The following is a 17,540-nucleotide window of genomic DNA, read 5'->3' on the forward strand; positions in this document are numbered from 1 at the left end:
ATCCATCTAATAAGTGAAATACTTAGCTAAGTAAAAATTAGGAGGAGGAATATGGAGCTTATTTCTATTTTGAATTATAAGAAAAAATCAAGTGTAGCAAAAGCTAAAAGTGGCAATAAAGAAGATTTTTTAGCACTAATAAATGAGAATAGATTGAGTATTTATAAAGTCGCAAAAGGTATTCTAAATAACCAATATGATATAGAAGATGCAATACAAAATACTGTCATAAAATCTTATGAAAAGATCAGTACCTTGAAAAACGATAATTTATTTAGAACATGGATAATAAGAATTTTAATAAATGAATGTAATGAAATAATAAGGAAAAATAAAAGAATAATATCATTAGATGAAGGTATAGATCATGAAACATATAACGATGTATATGAAGATATAGACTTAACTAGAGCCATAAATTTGTTATGTGAAGAACTGAGAATAGTAACAGTACTATTTTATTTTGAAGACATGACAACTAAAGATATAGCTATGATTTTAGAAATACCTGAAGGAACTGTTAGATCAAGACTTTCAAGAGCTAGACAACAATTAAGGAAAGTTATTGAGGAGGTAGATTTAAATGAAAATGTCTGATGATATTTTAGATAAAAAAATTAGAGAAAAAATAAATGCTGAAAATTCATATATTTCACAAAACATTGATGAAGTCTTTGATAAAGCTATAAATAAAGCAAAAAGAAAGAAAAAAAATAAATTTAGGAATGTTGTAGGAATATGTGCATCTTTACTTGTAATAGCTATGATATTTGGAAGTACTATAACTACCTATGCAAGTAAATTGCCTATTATAGCAAATATATTAGAAATATTTAAATCAAATCGATATGAAAATTATGATAAGTATTCCTCTGATTTAAATATAACGAAAGAAAGCAATGGAATAAAAACAACTATAAATAAAGTTATATATGATGGAATAGAATTATCTATTTTTTATACAATTGAAAGTGAAACTCCAATGGTTAATGTCCCATACTTCTTAGAAAAAGAAATAAAAATAAATGGTGAATCAACATTCTTTGGACAGGGAAGTGGCGGAGAGTTTTTAGATAATAATAAAGTATATGCAGGGGTTATAAGTTATAGTGTAGGGATAGATTCTATAGTTCCTAAAGAAGAACAAGCAAAAAACTACTATGGAGGATATATAGAAATACCTGATGAGTTTTTGCTCTCTATAAAATTTAATAAAATAGGAGATATTAAGGAAAATGATGTTACTTCTGGAGAGTGGGATTTTGATATACCAGTTAGTAATGAAAAGTTAAAAGATATGGTTAAAGAATATGATTTAAATGCTAGTTTAGATGGTATTTATAATGGGTCAGTAGTAAATAAGCTCATATTAACTCCTATAAATACAACTATTCAAGGATATTTAGGATTAAGTGATATGGACTTATATTTTATAGTTATTGATGATAAAGGTAGATATATAGCAGAGAAGAATGGAAGTGCTCTAGGATCTATCAATAAGGAAAACAATTATAAAATGTATTTTAATACTAACTTTAAGCAAATATTTGAAGACACTAAATCATTAACATTTATACCGTATGAGAGAAATTATGCAAAAATACCGAAAGAAATAACATCAACTGATAATAATGTAATAGAAGATTTTAATTTAAGTGAGACATTAAATCTTAGCGGAGAAACAAAATTAAAGAATAAAGATGGAAATGATTATAGCACAATTACAAGAATAGAAATTAGTGATGGAAAAACTAAATTATATTTTAAATCAGATTATGGGTTATTAGCAGCTCCAAAGGAAATTGTGGATAAAAACACTAATGAAGTAATATCATCTGTGGATACTTTAAATTTTATTGAAGTAACTACAGCAAGATATTTAAATGAGACAGGCGAAGTTATGGTAGAGTTTAATGGAGAGTTGACTGGAGAAAGTTATGAGGTGAAATATTATGATATATCAGAAAAAGTAACGGTATATAATGATAATGCCTTTACTGTTAATTTAAATAAATAGTCTTATGGAAGGAGATGTCTCCATAGATGATTAAAAATAATTTGTGGAGGCATTTCCCTTTATAATAAATAAATTTATAAAAAACAAAGCTTAAACATTTATTTATAACTGTTTAAGCTTTGTTTATAGTACACGAAATTATAAAATTTTTATAAAAGAATATCTATTATCATTTTATTAAATAATGTCTAAAATAATATGTTAGCAACAATAACAATTACAGGTAATGTAATTAAGGTTCTCTCTACAAAGATTATTAATAGTTGCTTTAGAGATACGGGGATTTTTGATCCAAGTAATACACCACCAACTTCAGACATATATATTAGCTGAGAAACGGAAGTACAAGCAACTATAAATTTTGTCATGTCACTAGTTATAGTATTAGCAGCTAAAACAGATGGAAGTAGCATATCGGCAAATCCTACAACTAAAGTTTGAGATGCTGCAACAGCTTCTGGAACATGTAATAGCTTAAGGTATGGAATGAAAGGTAGCCCTAAAATTTGAAATACAGATGTATACTCAGCTATCATTAAAGCTGTAGTAGCAAGTGCCATAACAACAGGAAGCACACCTAACCACATATCTACTACATTTTTAATTCCATCTATTAAAAATTGTTTTATATCAGAGTTCTCAGAAGCCTTAATTAAGGCCTTTTTATATCCCCAAGAAAGAGGGGTATATCCTTCTGGTATTGATTCATTATCTTTATTTTCTTGATTGTTATAATATGTATCTGGAACTTTGCATAATGGATAAATTCTAGGAATTATAATTGCTGCAATTACTCCAGATAGACTAACTGTTAAGTAAAATGGAATAAATAAATGTGATAGCCCTACAGTATCTATTACTATCAAACTAAAAGTTATTGAAACAGCTGAGAATGTTGTACTTATTATGGCTGCCTCTCTTTTAGAGTAAAATCCTTCTTCGTATTGTTTGTTTGTTAACATTACTCCAAGTGTACCGTCTCCAAGCCAAGAAGTTATACAATCTATGGATGAACGACCTGGCAATGTGAAAATAGGTCTCATTACTTTAGTTAGCAGGGCACCAAAAAACTCTAAAAGTCCAAAGTTTAATAATAAAGGCAATAATAATCCTGCAAAAAAGAATATAGTAAATAAAATTGTTAGAAGACCATTTAATACAAAAGCTCCAGTTGAGTCACTTATTATAGCCTCAGGTCCAACTTTAAATAGTGATAAAACACAAAACACAGCACCTATAATTCTAGTAACAAACCATATTGGCTTTATATTGAATAAAGTATTTAAAAATTCATTATTTATAATAAAATTGGGTTTAAATACTTTTGTTATTATGCTTATTATTACTGATATACAAACAGAGGTAGCTATTATTGGTGTTAGCCATTCTCCAAGAGCTTTAGCTAGAAACTTAGATAATATAGCTACGGGTATTGTTATTTCTCCATTAAAATTAACAGGAATCATGAATAAAAGTATTCCTATTAACGATGGAATAATAAAGAATAATGATGATTTTATTGAAAAGTCACCTTTTTTTAATTTATTCATTCCGATCTCCTTTATGTCCAAAATTTTAATATTTATACAGCGAATTTTATTTTAATACATTTTCATACATAAAATCAATAGAATTTTATACAAAAACAATTATATTTTATGCATAATATTAAATATTAGGTAGTAATTCTATATTTTATAAATATAATAAAAAGTATCTTAGAGGATAAACTAACTTTAATTAATTTAATAAGAGGAGTAAGTTTATGCATAAGAAAAATGTAATTACATATTTAATAATTTTCAATCTTTTAGCAGTACTAATAATATCGTTAGGAAAAATATCAATATTAAAAAATTTTATAAGTGTAGTATTTGCTGTCGTTATTGTTCCTATAATATTTGGAGTATTCTTGTTTTATATATTAAAACCTTTAAATAACATATTTATAAAGAAAAAAATAGAAGGAGGTAAAGCAGCTGCTTTAACTTTATTAATATTTTTCTTTATTGCTTCTGGAGTAGCTAAATACTTTGGAGATTATTTTATTGAACAATTTACTAATTTAAAATCAATCTTTCTTACGATAATAAAATATAGCGGAATAGACGATGGAATAAGAGATATATTTAATGGAAGTTTGTTTAAATTAGATTATTATAATAAGTTTTTGTTTGACATACAGAAGTATTCAAATTTATTAGTAACTATTTTAAGAGGCGCCTTTGATAAGGGAATGCAATTATTTTCTAATATACTACTTGTTGTTTTGATAGTTTTTTATTTACTTAGAGATGAAAAGGAAATAAAAGAAAATATAGTTAATATATTTCCTAGGAAATATAAAGATAAGATAAATTGCATTATAAAAGAAGGTGATGAAGTTCTATCATCATATATTTTAGGGCAAGCTAAAGTAGCTTTTTCCTTGGCTTCTATGGTATATATAGGATATAAAATTATAGGAATGGCAACACCCTTATTGTTAGCCTCTTTTACATTTGTACTTGCATTTATACCATTTGTAGGTTTTTTTATATCAATGATAATTCCTTTTATAATAGCAATAGCGTTAGGTTGGAATATGATAATAAAATTATCTATATTAATTGTTATAGCTCAAACACTTAAAGGAAGGTTTATAGTTCCGTTAATAATGGGAAAAACGATGAAGATACACCCTATTACAGATATATTCTTAGTTGTTGGAGCAGCCAGTCTAGTTGGGCCTATAGGCGCATTTGTTGTTGTACCTACTTATGCTTTACTAAAAGTGGTTTTCAAATATTTTGATGAAGAACTAGAAGAAAAATTAAGAGAGTTTAAGGAATAAAGAGAAATAGTGTAGAAAAAATATATAAAAAAAATTATAATTAAAAAAGAATTAATAAACTGGGAGGATAGCAGGGTGAGTTTTAGATGTAAAATAAAAGATTCCAAGAGAATAGTAGTTAAAGTAGGAACTTCAACATTAACTTATGAAAATGGGAGTATTAACTTAACGAGAATTGAAAAACTAGCTAGAATATTATCAGATGTAATGAATTCAGGAAAAGAAGTTGTTCTAGTGACCTCAGGAGCAATTGGAGTTGGAGTATCAAAATTAAAATTAAAAGAAAAGCCTAAAACTATAAGGGAAAAACAAGCTGTTGCTGCAGTTGGGCAATGTGAATTAATGCACATATATAGTAAGTTTTTTGGAGAGTATAGTCATACTGTTGGGCAAGTTCTTTTAACTAGAGATGTAGTTGAGGATGATCATATAAGAGAAAATGTATGTAACACCTTTGAAACTTTAATGGAAAATAAAATAATACCTATAGTTAATGAGAATGATACAGTATCAATAGATGAAATAGAAAATATAGTTAGATTCGGAGACAACGATAACTTATCAGCTATAGTAGCTAAATTAGTTAAAGCTGATCTTTTAATAATATTATCCGATATAGATGGGTTCTATGACTCAGATCCTAGAAAAAATCCACATTCGAAATTAATAAGAGAAATAAAAGAAATAACTCCAGAACTTGAAGAGTGTTGTGGAGGTGCTGGAAGTAACCTAGGCACTGGTGGTATGATAACTAAACTTACAGCTGCAAAAACTTCTACTGAATCTGGTGTGGATATGGTGTTAGCTAATGGAGAGGATCCAAGAATAATTTTAAATATATTAAATGGAGAAGAAATAGGGACTTTATTTATTTCAAATAATTAAATTGAATCAAAAGGAGTGGAACTTTAATGGAGGGCCTAGAAGTTTTAGGTAAAAGAGCTAAAGAATCATCTTATGATTTAGGAATAGCTTCAACTACAGAAAAAAACAAAGCATTAGATTCAATGGCAAATGCTTTAATTTATAATAAAGATGAAATATTAAAAGCAAATCAAGAAGATTTAAAATTAGCAGAAGAAAAAGGAACTTCTAAAGCCATGCTAGATAGATTATCATTAAATGATACAAGAATAGAGGGTATGGCAAAGGGATTAAGAGATCTTATAATGTTAGAAGATCCTATTGGTGAAGTTGTTGAAATGTGGAAAAGACCAAACGGACTTCAAATAGGAAAACAAAGAGTTCCTATGGGAGTAATAGGTATAATATATGAAGCAAGACCAAATGTTACTTGTGATGCTGCTGGTCTATGCTTAAAAACAGGAAATGCTGTAATACTTAGAGGTGGAAGTGAAGCAATAAATTCAAACAAGGCAATAGTAAAAATATTATCTAATGCAGTAAAAGAGTCTGGATTACCTGAGTTTTCTATACAGTTAGTCGAAGATACAAGTAGAGAAATTGCATTAGAAATGATGAAATTAAATGAGTTTATTGATGTTTTAATTCCAAGAGGGGGAGCAGGGCTTATTCAAACAGTAGTGAAAAATGCAACTGTTCCTGTAATAGAAACTGGAGTTGGAAACTGTCATATATACGTTGACGAAGATTGCGACTTTGATATGGCTAAGAATATAATAATAAATGCTAAGACTTCAAGACCAGCAGTTTGTAATGCAGCAGAAAAGATGATTATAAATGAAAATGTAGCTGAGGAGTTTTTACCTATTATAGTAAATGCTTTAAGAGAAAAGGATGTTGAAATTAGAGGAGATGAAAAAGTAAAATATCTAATAGAAGGCATTAAGAAAGCTAATGAGGAAGATTGGAGCAAGGAATACTTAGATTATATAATAAGTGCTAAAATAGTTAAAAATGTTGATGAAGCAATAAATCATATAAATAAGTATGGATCAGGGCACTCAGAAGCAATAGTTACAAATAGCTATAAAAATTCTCAAAAGTTTTTAAATAAAGTAAATGCAGCTGCAGTTTATGTAAATGCATCAACAAGATTTACTGATGGTAGTGAATTTGGATTTGGAGCAGAAATAGGAATAAGCACTCAAAAACTACATGCAAGGGGGCCTATGGGGCTTAAAGAGCTTACTACTATAAAATATATAATTTATGGTAATGGACAAATTAGATAGTATTAAAAGGTCGTAGAATTAAAATCTACGACCTTTTAATTTTTTTGTATTATGCTCTATTCTTTAATCTATAAGATGATAATCCAAGAAGTATTACAGCAATACTAATTAATAAAGAAATTGTTGTAATTGCTTCACTTAATGGAGCACCATATAAAACATTATTATTAGCTACATTTATCCAAGTTGTTGGTACAAACTCAGATATAGTTTTTAATATGCTAGGCATAATATCTCTTGGCCAGAAACAACCACCAAGCATTGCAAAAGGTAAAATTATAAGTGTACTTATTGTTCCAGAAATTCTTAAATCTTTTGAGTGAGTAGTAATAAATACTCCAAGTGAAATTGTAAATACACCAAAGATTAAGAATAATAAGTAAAGATTTAATGGTTTATCTCCTAAGTTAAATTTAAATATAAATTTGAACATTAAGAAGTATAAAGTTACTTGAGTAAAAGTAATTACTAAAAATGATGCTAAACTTTGAAGTATATATTTAAATCTGCTTAAAGGAGTAGTGAATAGTCTAGTAAATATGTTTTTCTCTTTATCTTTTAAAATAATGTTAGTAGCTGATGTAGCTGAGAATAGCATATTTAAAACTATAAATCCCATAGCTGCAGAAGTCTTAGCCTTATTTCCTTCACCCTTATCTACACTAACATATGAAACTTTATATGAGCCTTCAGAATAATAATTTAAAGCTTTATAAAATTCATCTTCATTTCCGTTAGCATTTTTAGCAAAGGATTTTAAGGTGTTAATATAACTATCTAAAGAAGTTTTAATTGCCATAGAGCTGTTACCCTCTTTAGCTTCAAAACTTGTTATTTCAGGGTTCTTACCTGATATTAAATCATTAGTATAGCCTTCAGGTATAATAATAGCATAATCAATTTCATTGTTTATTAGAGCGCTTTGTATTGTATCTTCATCATTAAAATTAACTTCTGCTTTGGAGGTAATATTATTAATAATACCTTCTGTAACAGCTGTCTTATCATTATCTATTACAGTAACTTTTAATGGAGGTGTTCCATTTGATCCTGAAAAGGCAATCAACATAAAGATAAGAGGTAATAATATTAAAAATAATATATTAGATTTTGCTCTAAATAGCCTTTTCAATGTTGTCTTAAAAATTGTCATATTCTCTCCCTCCTTCCGATTACATTCGCACCGAAGAATAATAATGCAGCTATAATCCAAAGACCAAGGATACTTAAGTACACTTCTTTAGCAGCTCCACCATATATATCTTTGAATATAGCATTTGTAGCTAAATAGTTAGGAGTTAATTTTGATAAGAAACCTAATACTCCACTAAAGTTTACCTTAACAAAACCTCCACTTAAGAAAGTAAATATAGGAACTAGTACATTTAAAAGTGCAAGTCCTATTAGACCTTTTTTAGTAGCCATACATGCAAATATTCCAAGAATTGTTGATACAACAGAAAGAGAGAAAGCTGTTAATAGTATAACAGGTATGCTACTACCAAAATTAACACCAAAGGCAAAGTTAGAAACTAAAAGCAATATTATAACTTGTAGCATTATGGTAATAACTACACCAATTCCTTCTCCAATAAACATATCTGCAAGTCTTACAGGAGATGACTTTATCTTATTTCCTACTGTACTGTAGTAGGATTTATCTATAGCAAAGTTAGCATAAATTGAACCATACATTATTATCATAACTAGCATAGTAACTGAATAATAATCTATAGCAGAAGGTTTTTTACCTGATACAGTAATAATCTCTTCCTTTAAATTATCATACTTTGTAAATGAAAAGTCTTTAGCATGTATCTTTCCTAAAGCTTCAAAAGAGTTAGCAGAAGAACTATAAGTATCTATAATACTTTTAACTATAGATACACCTAGTTGGTTATAATCAGATCCAACAACTTGAAGTTTTCCATCTAATTCTTCATCATATATAACCAATGCATCATATTTTCTATTTTGAATTAACTTTTTACCTTCATCTACAGTATCTATCTTTTTAGGTTCTATAATGTCATTAAGCTCTTTTCGATTTATGAAGTCTTCAAAAGCAGCTCCTCCTTGGGAAGCTTCATTATTTACATATAGAACATTGACCTTATCTATTGTTCTAGCTGAAAAATCTTCATTATTTTTCAATGCATTTCCAAGAATTAATATTAAAAATATAGGTATTAAAGTCATGAAAACAAGACTTTGCTTATCCCTCCAAGATTGTAGTAATCTATATTTGGCTATTGTTAGGAATTTCATAACACATCCCCCTTAATCTCTAAGGCTTCTGCCAGTTAATTGAAGGAATACTTCTTCTAGGGATGCTCTTCTGCCATCTTCAGTTTTTACTAAATCCTTAAGTTCTTCCTTAGTACCTCTTGCGATAATATTACCATGATCTACTATACAGATATCAGTACAGATGGCTTCAACTTCTTCCATATAATGAGAAGTATATATAACTGTTGAGCCTTGTTCATTTAATTTCTTAATTGTTTCAAGTATATTGTTTCTTGATTGTGGATCAATCCCAACTGTTGGTTCATCAAATATAATTAATTTAGGTTTATGAACAATAGCACAAGCTATGTTTAGTCTTCTTTTCATTCCACCAGAAAATTTAGGTGGGAAATCCTTCTTTCTATCCCATAAACCAACGAATTCTAAGGTTTCTTGTACAGCATCCTTAAGTTTCTGACCCTTTAAACCATATAATTCACCAAAGAACTTTACATTTTCTTCAGCTGTTAAATCATCTATAAGAGCTAAATCTTGAGGAACAACACCCATATTCTTTTTTATAAAAATAGAATCATCTTTTATGCCTTTACCAAAAATTTTTACATCACCATCATATTTTGAATAAAGGCCACTTAAAATGCTAATAGTAGTTGTTTTACCAGCACCATTTGGTCCTAAAAAGCCAAAAATTTCCCCCTCTTTTATATCTAGAGAGCTAATATCTACAGCTTTAAAATCTTTATAGCTTTTTGTTAAATTTTTTATTTCAACTAACATAATTTAATCCTCCTTATGAACATTGTTCATTTAAAATTATATTAATACTATATCACAATTGTTACAAAGTTTAAAATTCCTTAAAAATAAGGAATTTTCGCTATGAAAACAGTTATATTATAGATTAGTGCCCGTTTTCTTATAATATCTGATTTTAATTAACAACTATTATCAAAAGTGGGTTTAATTAAAATAAAAGTGTATAGATAAAGTGCTTTCTATAAAATATAGTTTTATAATATTATAATAGTATTATATAAAATTTTTATTAAAGGAGTTTATTATGAGAAAAAAATATTTATATAAATCAAAAAGATTCAGTGATCTTACTATAGAAGAGCTATACGAAATAGCTAAAGTTAGATATGAAGTATTTGCTTGTGAGCAAAAAATAACTTGTGAAAATGATTTTGATGATAAGGATAAAGAATGTGTACATTTATTTGCTATAGATAATGAAGGTAATAAGGAAAAGATAGTTGGGTATTGTAGGTTATTACCTCCAGGGTTTGCTTATAAAGAAGCTTCTATAGGAAGAGTATTAGTTTTAAAAGAATATAGAGGGAAGAATATTGGAGCTGAAATGATGAGAGTTGCAATTAAGGAAATAGAAACTCATTATGGTGAAGATAAAATAACTATATCGGCTCAGAGTTACATAAAAGGGATGTATGAGAGGGTAGGCTTTAAGCAAGTATCTGATGAGTATGATGAAGCAGGAATTTCTCACATAAAAATGAAGTTTGGAATATAATATTTTAGAGAGTGGTATGAGAAAATTTAAAAGAGGTAAATAGGTAAAAGTTATGATTACTATTTTAGTATTTATAATAATATGTATAATAACTACATTAACTACCATTGTTAGAGTACAAAGTTATAAAAAGTATATATATAATATAGAAGGTATTCCTAAGGAATATGATGTTATTATAGTTTTAGGAGCTGGAGTAAGAGTTGATGGTACTCCTTCAGATATACTAGCTGATAGATTGGAAACATCAGTGGATGTATATAGTAAAGGTATGGATAAAATATTACTTTTATCTGGAGATCATGAAGAAGATGGTTATAATGAAGTAAGAGTTATGAAAGATTATGTTATGAAGTATAATTTAGACGAAAAAAGGATATTTATGGATCATGCGGGCTTTAGCACTTATGATACCATGTATAGAGCAAAGAAAATATTTAAAGTAAATAAAGCAGTAATAGTAACTAATGAGTATCATTTGCCAAGAGCAATATATATAGCAAGAAAATTGGGGATAGATGCATATGGAGTGGCATCAGATATAAGAGAATATGAGTTAATGGATAAATATAGAGAAAGGGAATTACTAGCTCAATTAAAGGATTTTATTTATGTAAATATATTAAAGCCAAAGCCTAAATTTTTAGGAGAAGCTATACCTATAAATAATTCTGATGGAAGAATTACTGATGATAACAAATAAACTCGGTAAGTATTTTTTACCGAGTTTATTCTTTATTATCTGTAATTAATAGGATCATCATGTGTTATACGTGTTGCAGAAAAGATTAATTGTTCATTTTCTTCAGTTATATCAATAACTAAAGGTCTTATATCAGTAAGAGTTATATTACCTTGTATAACGGAGCTATAATTTGTTCCGTTTAACACATAATTAAAAATTAAATCTGATTTTTCCATTACTGGTGGAGGACATACTTCTTCACTAGTATTATTACTCATTGCATTTATAGTTCCTAACTTAATAGGATGCCCACCTATACCAGTGTGTTCAATAGTTGCTTCCTCTAACTTTTTAGAAGTATGATTTTTTATATAAACAATTGTATTACGCTTATTAAGACCACTTGCCCAAATTAAGTTCGGTACTGGTATTTTTTGCACTTCTCTTTTCATATTAATCCTCCTAACTAAATTTGATCAATATCATTATGAGTTATACGTGTTGCAGTAAATACTAACTCTCCATTTTCTTCAGTTATATCAATAACTAAAGGTCTTATATCAGTAAGAGTTATATTACCGTGTATAACGGAGCTATAATTTGTTCCATTTAACACATAATTAAAAATTAAATCTGATTTTTCCATCACTCGTGAAGGGCATATTTCTTCATTAATATCATTACTCATTGCCTTTATAGTTCCTAACTTAATAGGATGCCCACCGATACCGGTTCGTTCAATAGTTGCTTCCTCTAAATTGTTAGAAGTGTAGTTTTTTATATAAATAATTGTGTTATCCATACTAAGGCCAGTTCCCCAAATCAATATAGGCACTGGTATTTTTTGTGCTTCTCGTTTCATAGTAATTCCTCCTAAATGGTAAAATATTTTACATTATATACATATTATACCATCTTAAAATTGTATTGCAAACATTATAATTAGATTTGAAATATTATATCGGAGGTTTATAGTTTTAATTTAAATTATAGTATTAAAAGTAGTATGTTGAATAGGTTTCAAAATTTAAAGACTCAACATAATATTCGTGTTTTTAGAAAGGGAATTAAAAAACAGCACATATATATAGCTTAAAAGTTTTTATTAAGATAAAATTTTAGCGAAATTTATAAAAAACAAAAAATATAATTGTCAAAATACGAATAAAATGATATTATAATAATACAATATTCGAATTATAATTAAGGGGGCTCTTTATGGAAAAGTTTTTTAAACTAAAAGAAAATGGAACTGATGTAAAAACAGAATTAGTTGCTGGATTAACTACTTTTTTAACTATGGCATATATATTATTTGTAAATCCATCAATTCTATCTTTAACGGGAATGGATAAGGGAGCAGTTTTTGTAGCAACGATTATTGCAGCAGCTATAGGAACTTTAGTTATGGGGCTAGTAGCAAATGTTCCTTTTGCTCAAGCACCTGGAATGGGATTAAATGCATTCTTTACATTTACTGTAGTATTAGGTCTTGGTTTCACATGGCAACAAGCTTTAGCTATGGTTTTTATTTGCGGAATTATAAATATAATAATTACTACTACTAAGATAAGAAAAATGATTATTCAAGCTATTCCAGAATCACTTCAATATGCTATATCAGGTGGAATAGGTTTATTTATTGCTTATATAGGAATTAAACAAGCCCATTTCTTAAACTTCACTGGCGAAGGTGTAAATCAAATATTTGCTTCCCAAAATTCATCAGGTTACAGCGATATATTACCATCATTAACCAGTTTTAAAGATCCAGTAGCTCAATTAGCATTAATTGGACTTATAATAACAATTGTTTTGATGCTATTAAAACTTAAAAGTGCAATTTTAGTAGGGATACTTTCAACAACGGTAATAGGTATATTTATGGGAGTTACTCAAGTTCCAGACTTTTCTCAAATTAGCTTCAGCATTCCAAGTATAGCACCAACATTTTTAAAACTAGATTTTGCAGGATTATTTAGTGATCCAGCTAAGATATTTTTAGTTTTTACAACTGTATTTGCTTTTTCTTTATCAGATACATTTGACACTATAGGAACATTCTTAGGAACAGGAAGAAAAGCAGGAATATTTGATGACAATGATGAAAAGTTATTTGCAGAAGGGAATAATTTCTCATCAAAGCTTGAAAGAGCATTGTTTGCAGATGCAACTGCAACTTCAATTGGAGCATTATTGGGTACAAGTAATACGACAACTTATGTAGAAAGTGCATCAGGAATAAGTGAAGGTGGAAGGACTGGATTAACATCAGTAACAGTTGCAATTCTTTTCTTATTATCATTATTTATAGCTCCAATAATGGGTATGGTTCCTGCTGCAGCAACAGCACCAGCTTTAATAGTTGTTGGGATATTAATGATGGAATCATTCAAAAATATTGATTGGAGTATATTTGAGGTAGCTATGCCAGCATTCTTTATAGTAACATTTATGCCATTTACTTATAGTATTTCAAATGGAGTGGCAGCTGGATTTGTATCTTATTGCATAGCTAAAATAGTAAAAAAGGAAATGAAAGATGTTCATCCAATAATGTATATTGTAAGTGCATTATTCTTAATAAACTTTATAATAAATGGGATAAAGTAAATATTATTTTCATTATATATTAGATAAACTTAGTAAAATGGAGAGGGGGTAACCTTTCTCCATTTTTTTATGTCAAATGGCTAATTATATAATATATTCTCCCTTTATTTAATATTTATATATTGGAAGCTATATGGTATATTTAAATATAAATTTTAATAAATTTTATGGAGGATTTTTTATGGGTAAGCCGTATGGTAGGAGCTGCGTATTAATAACAGGAGCTACTGCTGGGATTGGATATGAGTTAGCAAAGTTATATGCTAATGATGGAAACAACTTAATTCTAGTTGCAAGAGATGAGGAGAGGCTAGAGGTAGTTAAAGAGGAATTAATATTATTATATAATATTAATGTTTATAGTATATCTTTAGATTTAGCTGAGGATAACTCTTGTGAAAAACTATTAAATTTTGTTGATAAAAAAAATTTAACTGTGGATATTTTAATTAATAATGCAGGATTAGGATCCTTTGGTTACCTAAGTGAAATAGAAATTGAAAAAGAACTTAAATTAATAGATGTAAATATAAGAGCTTTAACAGAGTTAACCAAATTATTTTTACCAATAATGATAAGCCATGGAGAAGGTTCAATAATGAATGTTTCATCTACAGCAGCTTTTTGTGCAGGGCCTAAAATGGCAAATTATTATGCATCTAAAGCATATGTACTTAATTTCACAGAGGCTATATATGAAGAACTTAAAGGAACTGGAATAAAAATTAGCTGTTTATGTCCAGGCCCTGTAAGTACTGCTTTTCAAGATAAAGCTGGAATAAGAAAAAAAGAAAGTGCTAAAAAAGCTTTAATGACACCAAGAAAGGTAGCAGAAATTGCTTATAAGGACTTTAAAAAGGGAAAGTTAATAATAATTCCTGGTTTTAAAAATAAGTTAATAGTTACCTTAAATAAGGTTATACCTAGAAGCTTATCGAGAAAGATAATTTTAATGATGAATAAGGGATAGGTGAATTAATTTTTATGTATAAAAAACACAAAGAAGAAATTTTGAATTTATACGAAACACTTATAGAAAATGGAGTTGTATTTTACTATGGAAGCGAAGTTATACCTACAGGAGAGATAACAAGCTTTGACATAAATGATGAAGGAATCATTAATATAGAAGTAGATGGATTTGAAACATATGAAATTACATTAGATGAATTTCAAGAATGTCATTCAAAGGAAGGCGCGAATTATCATAATTGGCCTGATATAAGAAAGTTTGATTTGAAAATACAAGAGATAAATAATTAAGAATTAATAATGAGAGAATTTTAAAAAAGATTAAGTAAAATCAATTAAAAAATGCTAAAAACTATCTAAGTTTTTAGCATTTTTTAATTTTATAACAATTTTATAATTAACTAATATATTTTTCTAATTTCTAAAGATAACTTCTTCTTTAGAGAACATAAACTTAGCAAATAATATAGATGCTACTATATAAACTATATGCCAAGTAACAACTATAGCTATATGTTTAATATCAAATATTCCAACGGTAAATTCCTTCATTAAACAAATTGCATTTGTTATAGGTATATTGAAAAATGCTGGATTTATTCCCTTAGCGTCCATCATATAAGGCAAGAAGGCTAAAATCATAGTTGGCATAGTAATAGCAGCTAAATATGAGTTTGCTTCTTTAGTTGATCTTGCATATATACTTACTGAAATTTGTAATGCAGCTAAAGTAACTAAAACTAAAGCTCCAACTATAAGCATTCCAAGTACAGTTTTTGGAGTAATCGTAAAGTTAACCTCTTCACCAAATGTCATAAATTTTTGCATTGAAATAACCATTGCTGTAAGGTTTGCCATTAAAGCTATAAAGGAAACTGTACATAAAGCTGCTATTTTACCCCAAAGTAAAGAATATCTCTTAGCGGAGGTTGAAAGAAGTGGTTCAAAAGTAAATCTTTCCTTTTCACCAGCACCAAGGTCAGCAGCCATACCAACAGTAGAAGATACCATAAGAATTACTATTAAAGTTGGAATCATTGTAAGAAGCATTGCAGCCCCACCATTAACATCTTCACTATCAGTGTTTATTCCAGATTTCACAGAGACTTCAAATGGAGTTAATATAGATGAATCTATGCCTTTATCTGATAATCTTTGTTCAACTATAGACTTTTTATAGCCTTCATAGACCTCACTTATCATGCCACTTGCAATCATAGATTTATTTGACTCTTCATCTATTAAAAGCTCTATAGTGTCATTTTTCCCTAAAGATATATTTTTATCAAAGTTTTCAGGTATTTTTACTATAATCTGAATATCTCCATTTTTTAGAGCTTCACTTGGTGAAGAAACTTCGGGAGTTTTGATATTATCTAATGATGTTATAGCCTTAGCCATAGATGAATTTTTATCACCATCTATGAATATATTAATTTCTTTTTGAACATCTGATTGAGTTTTTTCCATTGCAGAAGACATAAATTTGAACATTATAGGATAAATAAGAATAGGAAGTATTAGAGTAAATACTAATGTCTTTTTATCTCTTATAATGTCCGTCAATTCTTTCTTTAAAACTGTTAAAAAATTACTCATTAGATTTACCTCCTATAAGTTTTAAGAATGTTTCTTCTAAATCTTCATTATTATATTCTTCCTTTAAATGACTTAAAGTACAATTTTCTATTAACTTTCCTTTATTTATTATTACAACTCTATCACATAGCTTTTCAACTTCTTTCATTGAGTGACTGGAAAATAATATTATTTTATTTTCAGCTTTACATTGAAGTATAAAGTCTTGTACTATTCTAGCAGCACTAACATCTAAACCAGTAGTTGGTTCATCAAATAGCATAACTGATGGGTTATGAACTATTGAACGAGCAATTGATATTTTTTGTTTCATACCTCTAGAATATTTTCCAACAGGCTTGTCTATATATTCCTCCATACTAAAGCTTCTAGCCAGAGCATTTATTCTAGCATCAGCTTCTTTTTTATTCATTCCATAAAGATTAGCAAAGTATCTAATATTTTCTCTGCCACTTAATCTATCATACAAGCCTACATCTCCACCGAATAAAATACCTATTTCTTTTCTAACTTTTTCAGGATTTGATTTTACATCAATTTCATTTACTTTGATTTCTCCCTCTGTTATTTCTAACATAGTTGAAATCATTCTTAGTGTTGTTGTTTTCCCTGCTCCATTTTCTCCCAGTAAGCCGACAATTTCTCCTTTATCAACAGAAAAGGATAAACTATCAACTACCTTAGACTTCTTAAATTTCTTACTAACATTATTTAGTTTAAGCAAAATATTAACCTCCCCATAAGTTTGTGGTATTTTATATAACTTTAAGAGTTATAATGTACAATATTATAACACTGAGAATTATTGTTTTCAATATAAATATAGAATATTTTTACAAAAGGTATATTTAATGTTAGGTATAAGCAAAGCTATTAATATTTTA

The 17,540-nt window shown here is 28.2% G+C and carries 18 protein-coding genes; 10 read left to right on the forward strand and 8 right to left on the reverse strand.

Translation table 11 applies throughout. The features are described from left to right. The first annotated feature begins 51 nt into the window (after positions 1-51). Positions 52-597: a sigma-70 family RNA polymerase sigma factor gene (locus ACH36K_RS02215; RefSeq protein ID WP_411169377.1), complete on the forward strand. Its 546-nt coding sequence runs from the start codon at positions 52-54 to the stop codon at positions 595-597. Further along, positions 584-2,017, forward strand: a complete 1,434-nt coding sequence (locus tag ACH36K_RS02220) for a DUF4179 domain-containing protein (protein ID WP_411169378.1) — start codon at positions 584-586, stop codon at positions 2,015-2,017. The genes ACH36K_RS02215 and ACH36K_RS02220 overlap by 14 nt, the downstream gene beginning before the upstream one ends. 188 nt (positions 2,018-2,205) lie before the next feature. On the opposite strand, the gene ACH36K_RS02225 is transcribed toward ACH36K_RS02220, so the two are convergent. Then, positions 2,206-3,567, reverse strand: a complete 1,362-nt coding sequence (locus tag ACH36K_RS02225) for a YjiH family protein (RefSeq protein WP_411169379.1) — start codon at positions 3,565-3,567, stop codon at positions 2,206-2,208. A 215-nt stretch (positions 3,568-3,782) separates the two neighbouring features. Between ACH36K_RS02225 and ACH36K_RS02230 the strand changes: the two genes are divergently transcribed. The 3 genes from ACH36K_RS02230 (at position 3,783) to ACH36K_RS02240 (ending at position 7,006) form a co-directional block, all read left to right on the forward strand. After that, positions 3,783-4,850, forward strand: a complete 1,068-nt coding sequence (locus tag ACH36K_RS02230; RefSeq protein ID WP_411169380.1) for an AI-2E family transporter — start codon at positions 3,783-3,785, stop codon at positions 4,848-4,850. Positions 4,851-4,925: 75 nt separating this feature from the next. Next, positions 4,926-5,735 carry a glutamate 5-kinase gene (gene proB / locus ACH36K_RS02235; protein WP_411169381.1) on the forward strand — a complete coding sequence of 270 codons (810 nt, stop codon included), beginning with the start codon at positions 4,926-4,928 and terminating at the stop codon, positions 5,733-5,735. Positions 5,736-5,761: 26 nt separating this feature from the next. Continuing rightward, entirely contained in the window at positions 5,762-7,006 is a 1,245-nt protein-coding gene (locus ACH36K_RS02240) for a glutamate-5-semialdehyde dehydrogenase (RefSeq protein WP_411169382.1), read from the forward strand. A gap of 49 nt (positions 7,007-7,055) precedes the next feature. Here the strand turns inward: ACH36K_RS02240 and ACH36K_RS02245 are convergent, their stop codons facing one another. The 3 genes from ACH36K_RS02245 to ACH36K_RS02255 are packed head-to-tail and all read right to left on the reverse strand — an operon-like array spanning position 7,056 to position 10,036. Then, positions 7,056-8,159, reverse strand: a complete 1,104-nt coding sequence (locus tag ACH36K_RS02245) for an ABC transporter permease (RefSeq protein WP_411169383.1) — start codon at positions 8,157-8,159, stop codon at positions 7,056-7,058. After that, on the reverse strand, positions 8,156-9,274 hold the full coding sequence (locus ACH36K_RS02250; protein ID WP_411169384.1) for an ABC transporter permease: 1,119 nt from the start codon (positions 9,272-9,274) through the stop codon (positions 8,156-8,158). The genes ACH36K_RS02245 and ACH36K_RS02250 overlap by 4 nt, the downstream gene beginning before the upstream one ends. A 12-nt stretch (positions 9,275-9,286) precedes the next feature. Beyond that, a complete protein-coding gene (locus ACH36K_RS02255; RefSeq protein ID WP_411170644.1) occupies positions 9,287-10,036 on the reverse strand; it encodes an ABC transporter ATP-binding protein in 750 nt (249 codons plus the stop codon). 280 nt (positions 10,037-10,316) lie between these two features. Here ACH36K_RS02255 and ACH36K_RS02260 point away from each other — a divergent pair, with 280 nt between their 5' ends. Both ACH36K_RS02260 and ACH36K_RS02265 read left to right on the forward strand, forming a co-directional pair. After that, positions 10,317-10,787 carry a GNAT family N-acetyltransferase gene (locus tag ACH36K_RS02260; RefSeq protein ID WP_411169385.1) on the forward strand — a complete coding sequence of 157 codons (471 nt, stop codon included), beginning with the start codon at positions 10,317-10,319 and terminating at the stop codon, positions 10,785-10,787. Positions 10,788-10,839: 52 nt separating this feature from the next. Next, entirely contained in the window at positions 10,840-11,490 is a 651-nt protein-coding gene (locus ACH36K_RS02265) for a vancomycin high temperature exclusion protein (protein WP_322458557.1), read from the forward strand. A 35-nt stretch (positions 11,491-11,525) separates the two neighbouring features. On the opposite strand, the gene ACH36K_RS02270 is transcribed toward ACH36K_RS02265, so the two are convergent. Together ACH36K_RS02270 and ACH36K_RS02275 are read right to left on the reverse strand one after the other, a co-directional pair. Continuing rightward, positions 11,526-11,924, reverse strand: a complete 399-nt coding sequence (locus tag ACH36K_RS02270; protein ID WP_411169386.1) for a hypothetical protein — start codon at positions 11,922-11,924, stop codon at positions 11,526-11,528. 14 nt (positions 11,925-11,938) lie between these two features. Continuing rightward, the gene (locus ACH36K_RS02275; protein WP_411169387.1) at positions 11,939-12,334 is read right to left on the reverse strand and encodes a hypothetical protein; all 396 of its coding nucleotides are present in this window, start codon (positions 12,332-12,334) and stop codon (positions 11,939-11,941) included. A gap of 356 nt (positions 12,335-12,690) precedes the next feature. On the opposite strand from ACH36K_RS02275, the gene ACH36K_RS02280 reads away from it, so the two are divergent. The 3 genes from ACH36K_RS02280 (at position 12,691) to ACH36K_RS02290 (ending at position 15,348) form a co-directional block, all read left to right on the forward strand. Further along, positions 12,691-14,085 (forward strand): NCS2 family permease, encoded by a 1,395-nt coding sequence (locus ACH36K_RS02280; protein ID WP_411169388.1) that lies wholly within the window; start codon positions 12,691-12,693, stop codon positions 14,083-14,085. Between the two features lie 181 nt (positions 14,086-14,266). Continuing rightward, complete coding sequence (locus ACH36K_RS02285; protein ID WP_411169389.1) at positions 14,267-15,055, forward strand: SDR family NAD(P)-dependent oxidoreductase; 789 nt, start codon at positions 14,267-14,269, stop codon at positions 15,053-15,055. Between the two features lie 14 nt (positions 15,056-15,069). Beyond that, positions 15,070-15,348, forward strand: coding sequence for a hypothetical protein (locus ACH36K_RS02290; RefSeq protein WP_411169390.1), 279 nt, complete (start codon positions 15,070-15,072; stop codon positions 15,346-15,348). A 123-nt stretch (positions 15,349-15,471) separates the two neighbouring features. On the opposite strand, the gene ACH36K_RS02295 is transcribed toward ACH36K_RS02290, so the two are convergent. After that, the gene (locus ACH36K_RS02295) at positions 15,472-16,656 is read right to left on the reverse strand and encodes an ABC transporter permease (protein WP_411169391.1); all 1,185 of its coding nucleotides are present in this window, start codon (positions 16,654-16,656) and stop codon (positions 15,472-15,474) included. Continuing rightward, complete coding sequence (locus tag ACH36K_RS02300; RefSeq protein WP_411169392.1) at positions 16,649-17,380, reverse strand: ATP-binding cassette domain-containing protein; 732 nt, start codon at positions 17,378-17,380, stop codon at positions 16,649-16,651. Before ACH36K_RS02300 ends, ACH36K_RS02295 begins: the two co-directional genes overlap by 8 nt. Between the last annotated feature and the right edge of the window lie 160 nt (positions 17,381-17,540).

The organism is Clostridium sp. MB05 (genome assembly GCF_046581255.1).
Taxonomy (GTDB): Bacteria; Bacillota; Clostridia; order Clostridiales; family Clostridiaceae; genus Clostridium.

Excerpts from the sequence above, each read along its gene's own strand:
- ACH36K_RS02215 (WP_411169377.1), top strand. The coding sequence starts at position 52 with ATGGAGCTTATTTCTATTTTGAATTATAAGAAAAAATCAAGTGTAGCA.
- ACH36K_RS02220 (WP_411169378.1), top strand. The coding sequence starts at position 584 with ATGAAAATGTCTGATGATATTTTAGATAAAAAAATTAGAGAAAAAATA.
- ACH36K_RS02225 (WP_411169379.1), bottom strand. The coding sequence starts at position 3,567 with ATGAATAAATTAAAAAAAGGTGACTTTTCAATAAAATCATCATTATTC.
- ACH36K_RS02230 (WP_411169380.1), top strand. The coding sequence starts at position 3,783 with ATGCATAAGAAAAATGTAATTACATATTTAATAATTTTCAATCTTTTA.
- ACH36K_RS02240 (WP_411169382.1), top strand. The coding sequence starts at position 5,762 with ATGGAGGGCCTAGAAGTTTTAGGTAAAAGAGCTAAAGAATCATCTTAT.
- ACH36K_RS02245 (WP_411169383.1), bottom strand. The coding sequence starts at position 8,159 with ATGACAATTTTTAAGACAACATTGAAAAGGCTATTTAGAGCAAAATCT.
- ACH36K_RS02250 (WP_411169384.1), bottom strand. The coding sequence starts at position 9,274 with ATGAAATTCCTAACAATAGCCAAATATAGATTACTACAATCTTGGAGG.
- ACH36K_RS02260 (WP_411169385.1), top strand. The coding sequence starts at position 10,317 with ATGAGAAAAAAATATTTATATAAATCAAAAAGATTCAGTGATCTTACT.
- ACH36K_RS02265 (WP_322458557.1), top strand. The coding sequence starts at position 10,840 with ATGATTACTATTTTAGTATTTATAATAATATGTATAATAACTACATTA.
- ACH36K_RS02270 (WP_411169386.1), bottom strand. The coding sequence starts at position 11,924 with ATGAAAAGAGAAGTGCAAAAAATACCAGTACCGAACTTAATTTGGGCA.
- ACH36K_RS02275 (WP_411169387.1), bottom strand. The coding sequence starts at position 12,334 with ATGAAACGAGAAGCACAAAAAATACCAGTGCCTATATTGATTTGGGGA.
- ACH36K_RS02280 (WP_411169388.1), top strand. The coding sequence starts at position 12,691 with ATGGAAAAGTTTTTTAAACTAAAAGAAAATGGAACTGATGTAAAAACA.
- ACH36K_RS02285 (WP_411169389.1), top strand. The coding sequence starts at position 14,267 with ATGGGTAAGCCGTATGGTAGGAGCTGCGTATTAATAACAGGAGCTACT.
- ACH36K_RS02290 (WP_411169390.1), top strand. The coding sequence starts at position 15,070 with ATGTATAAAAAACACAAAGAAGAAATTTTGAATTTATACGAAACACTT.
- ACH36K_RS02295 (WP_411169391.1), bottom strand. The coding sequence starts at position 16,656 with ATGAGTAATTTTTTAACAGTTTTAAAGAAAGAATTGACGGACATTATA.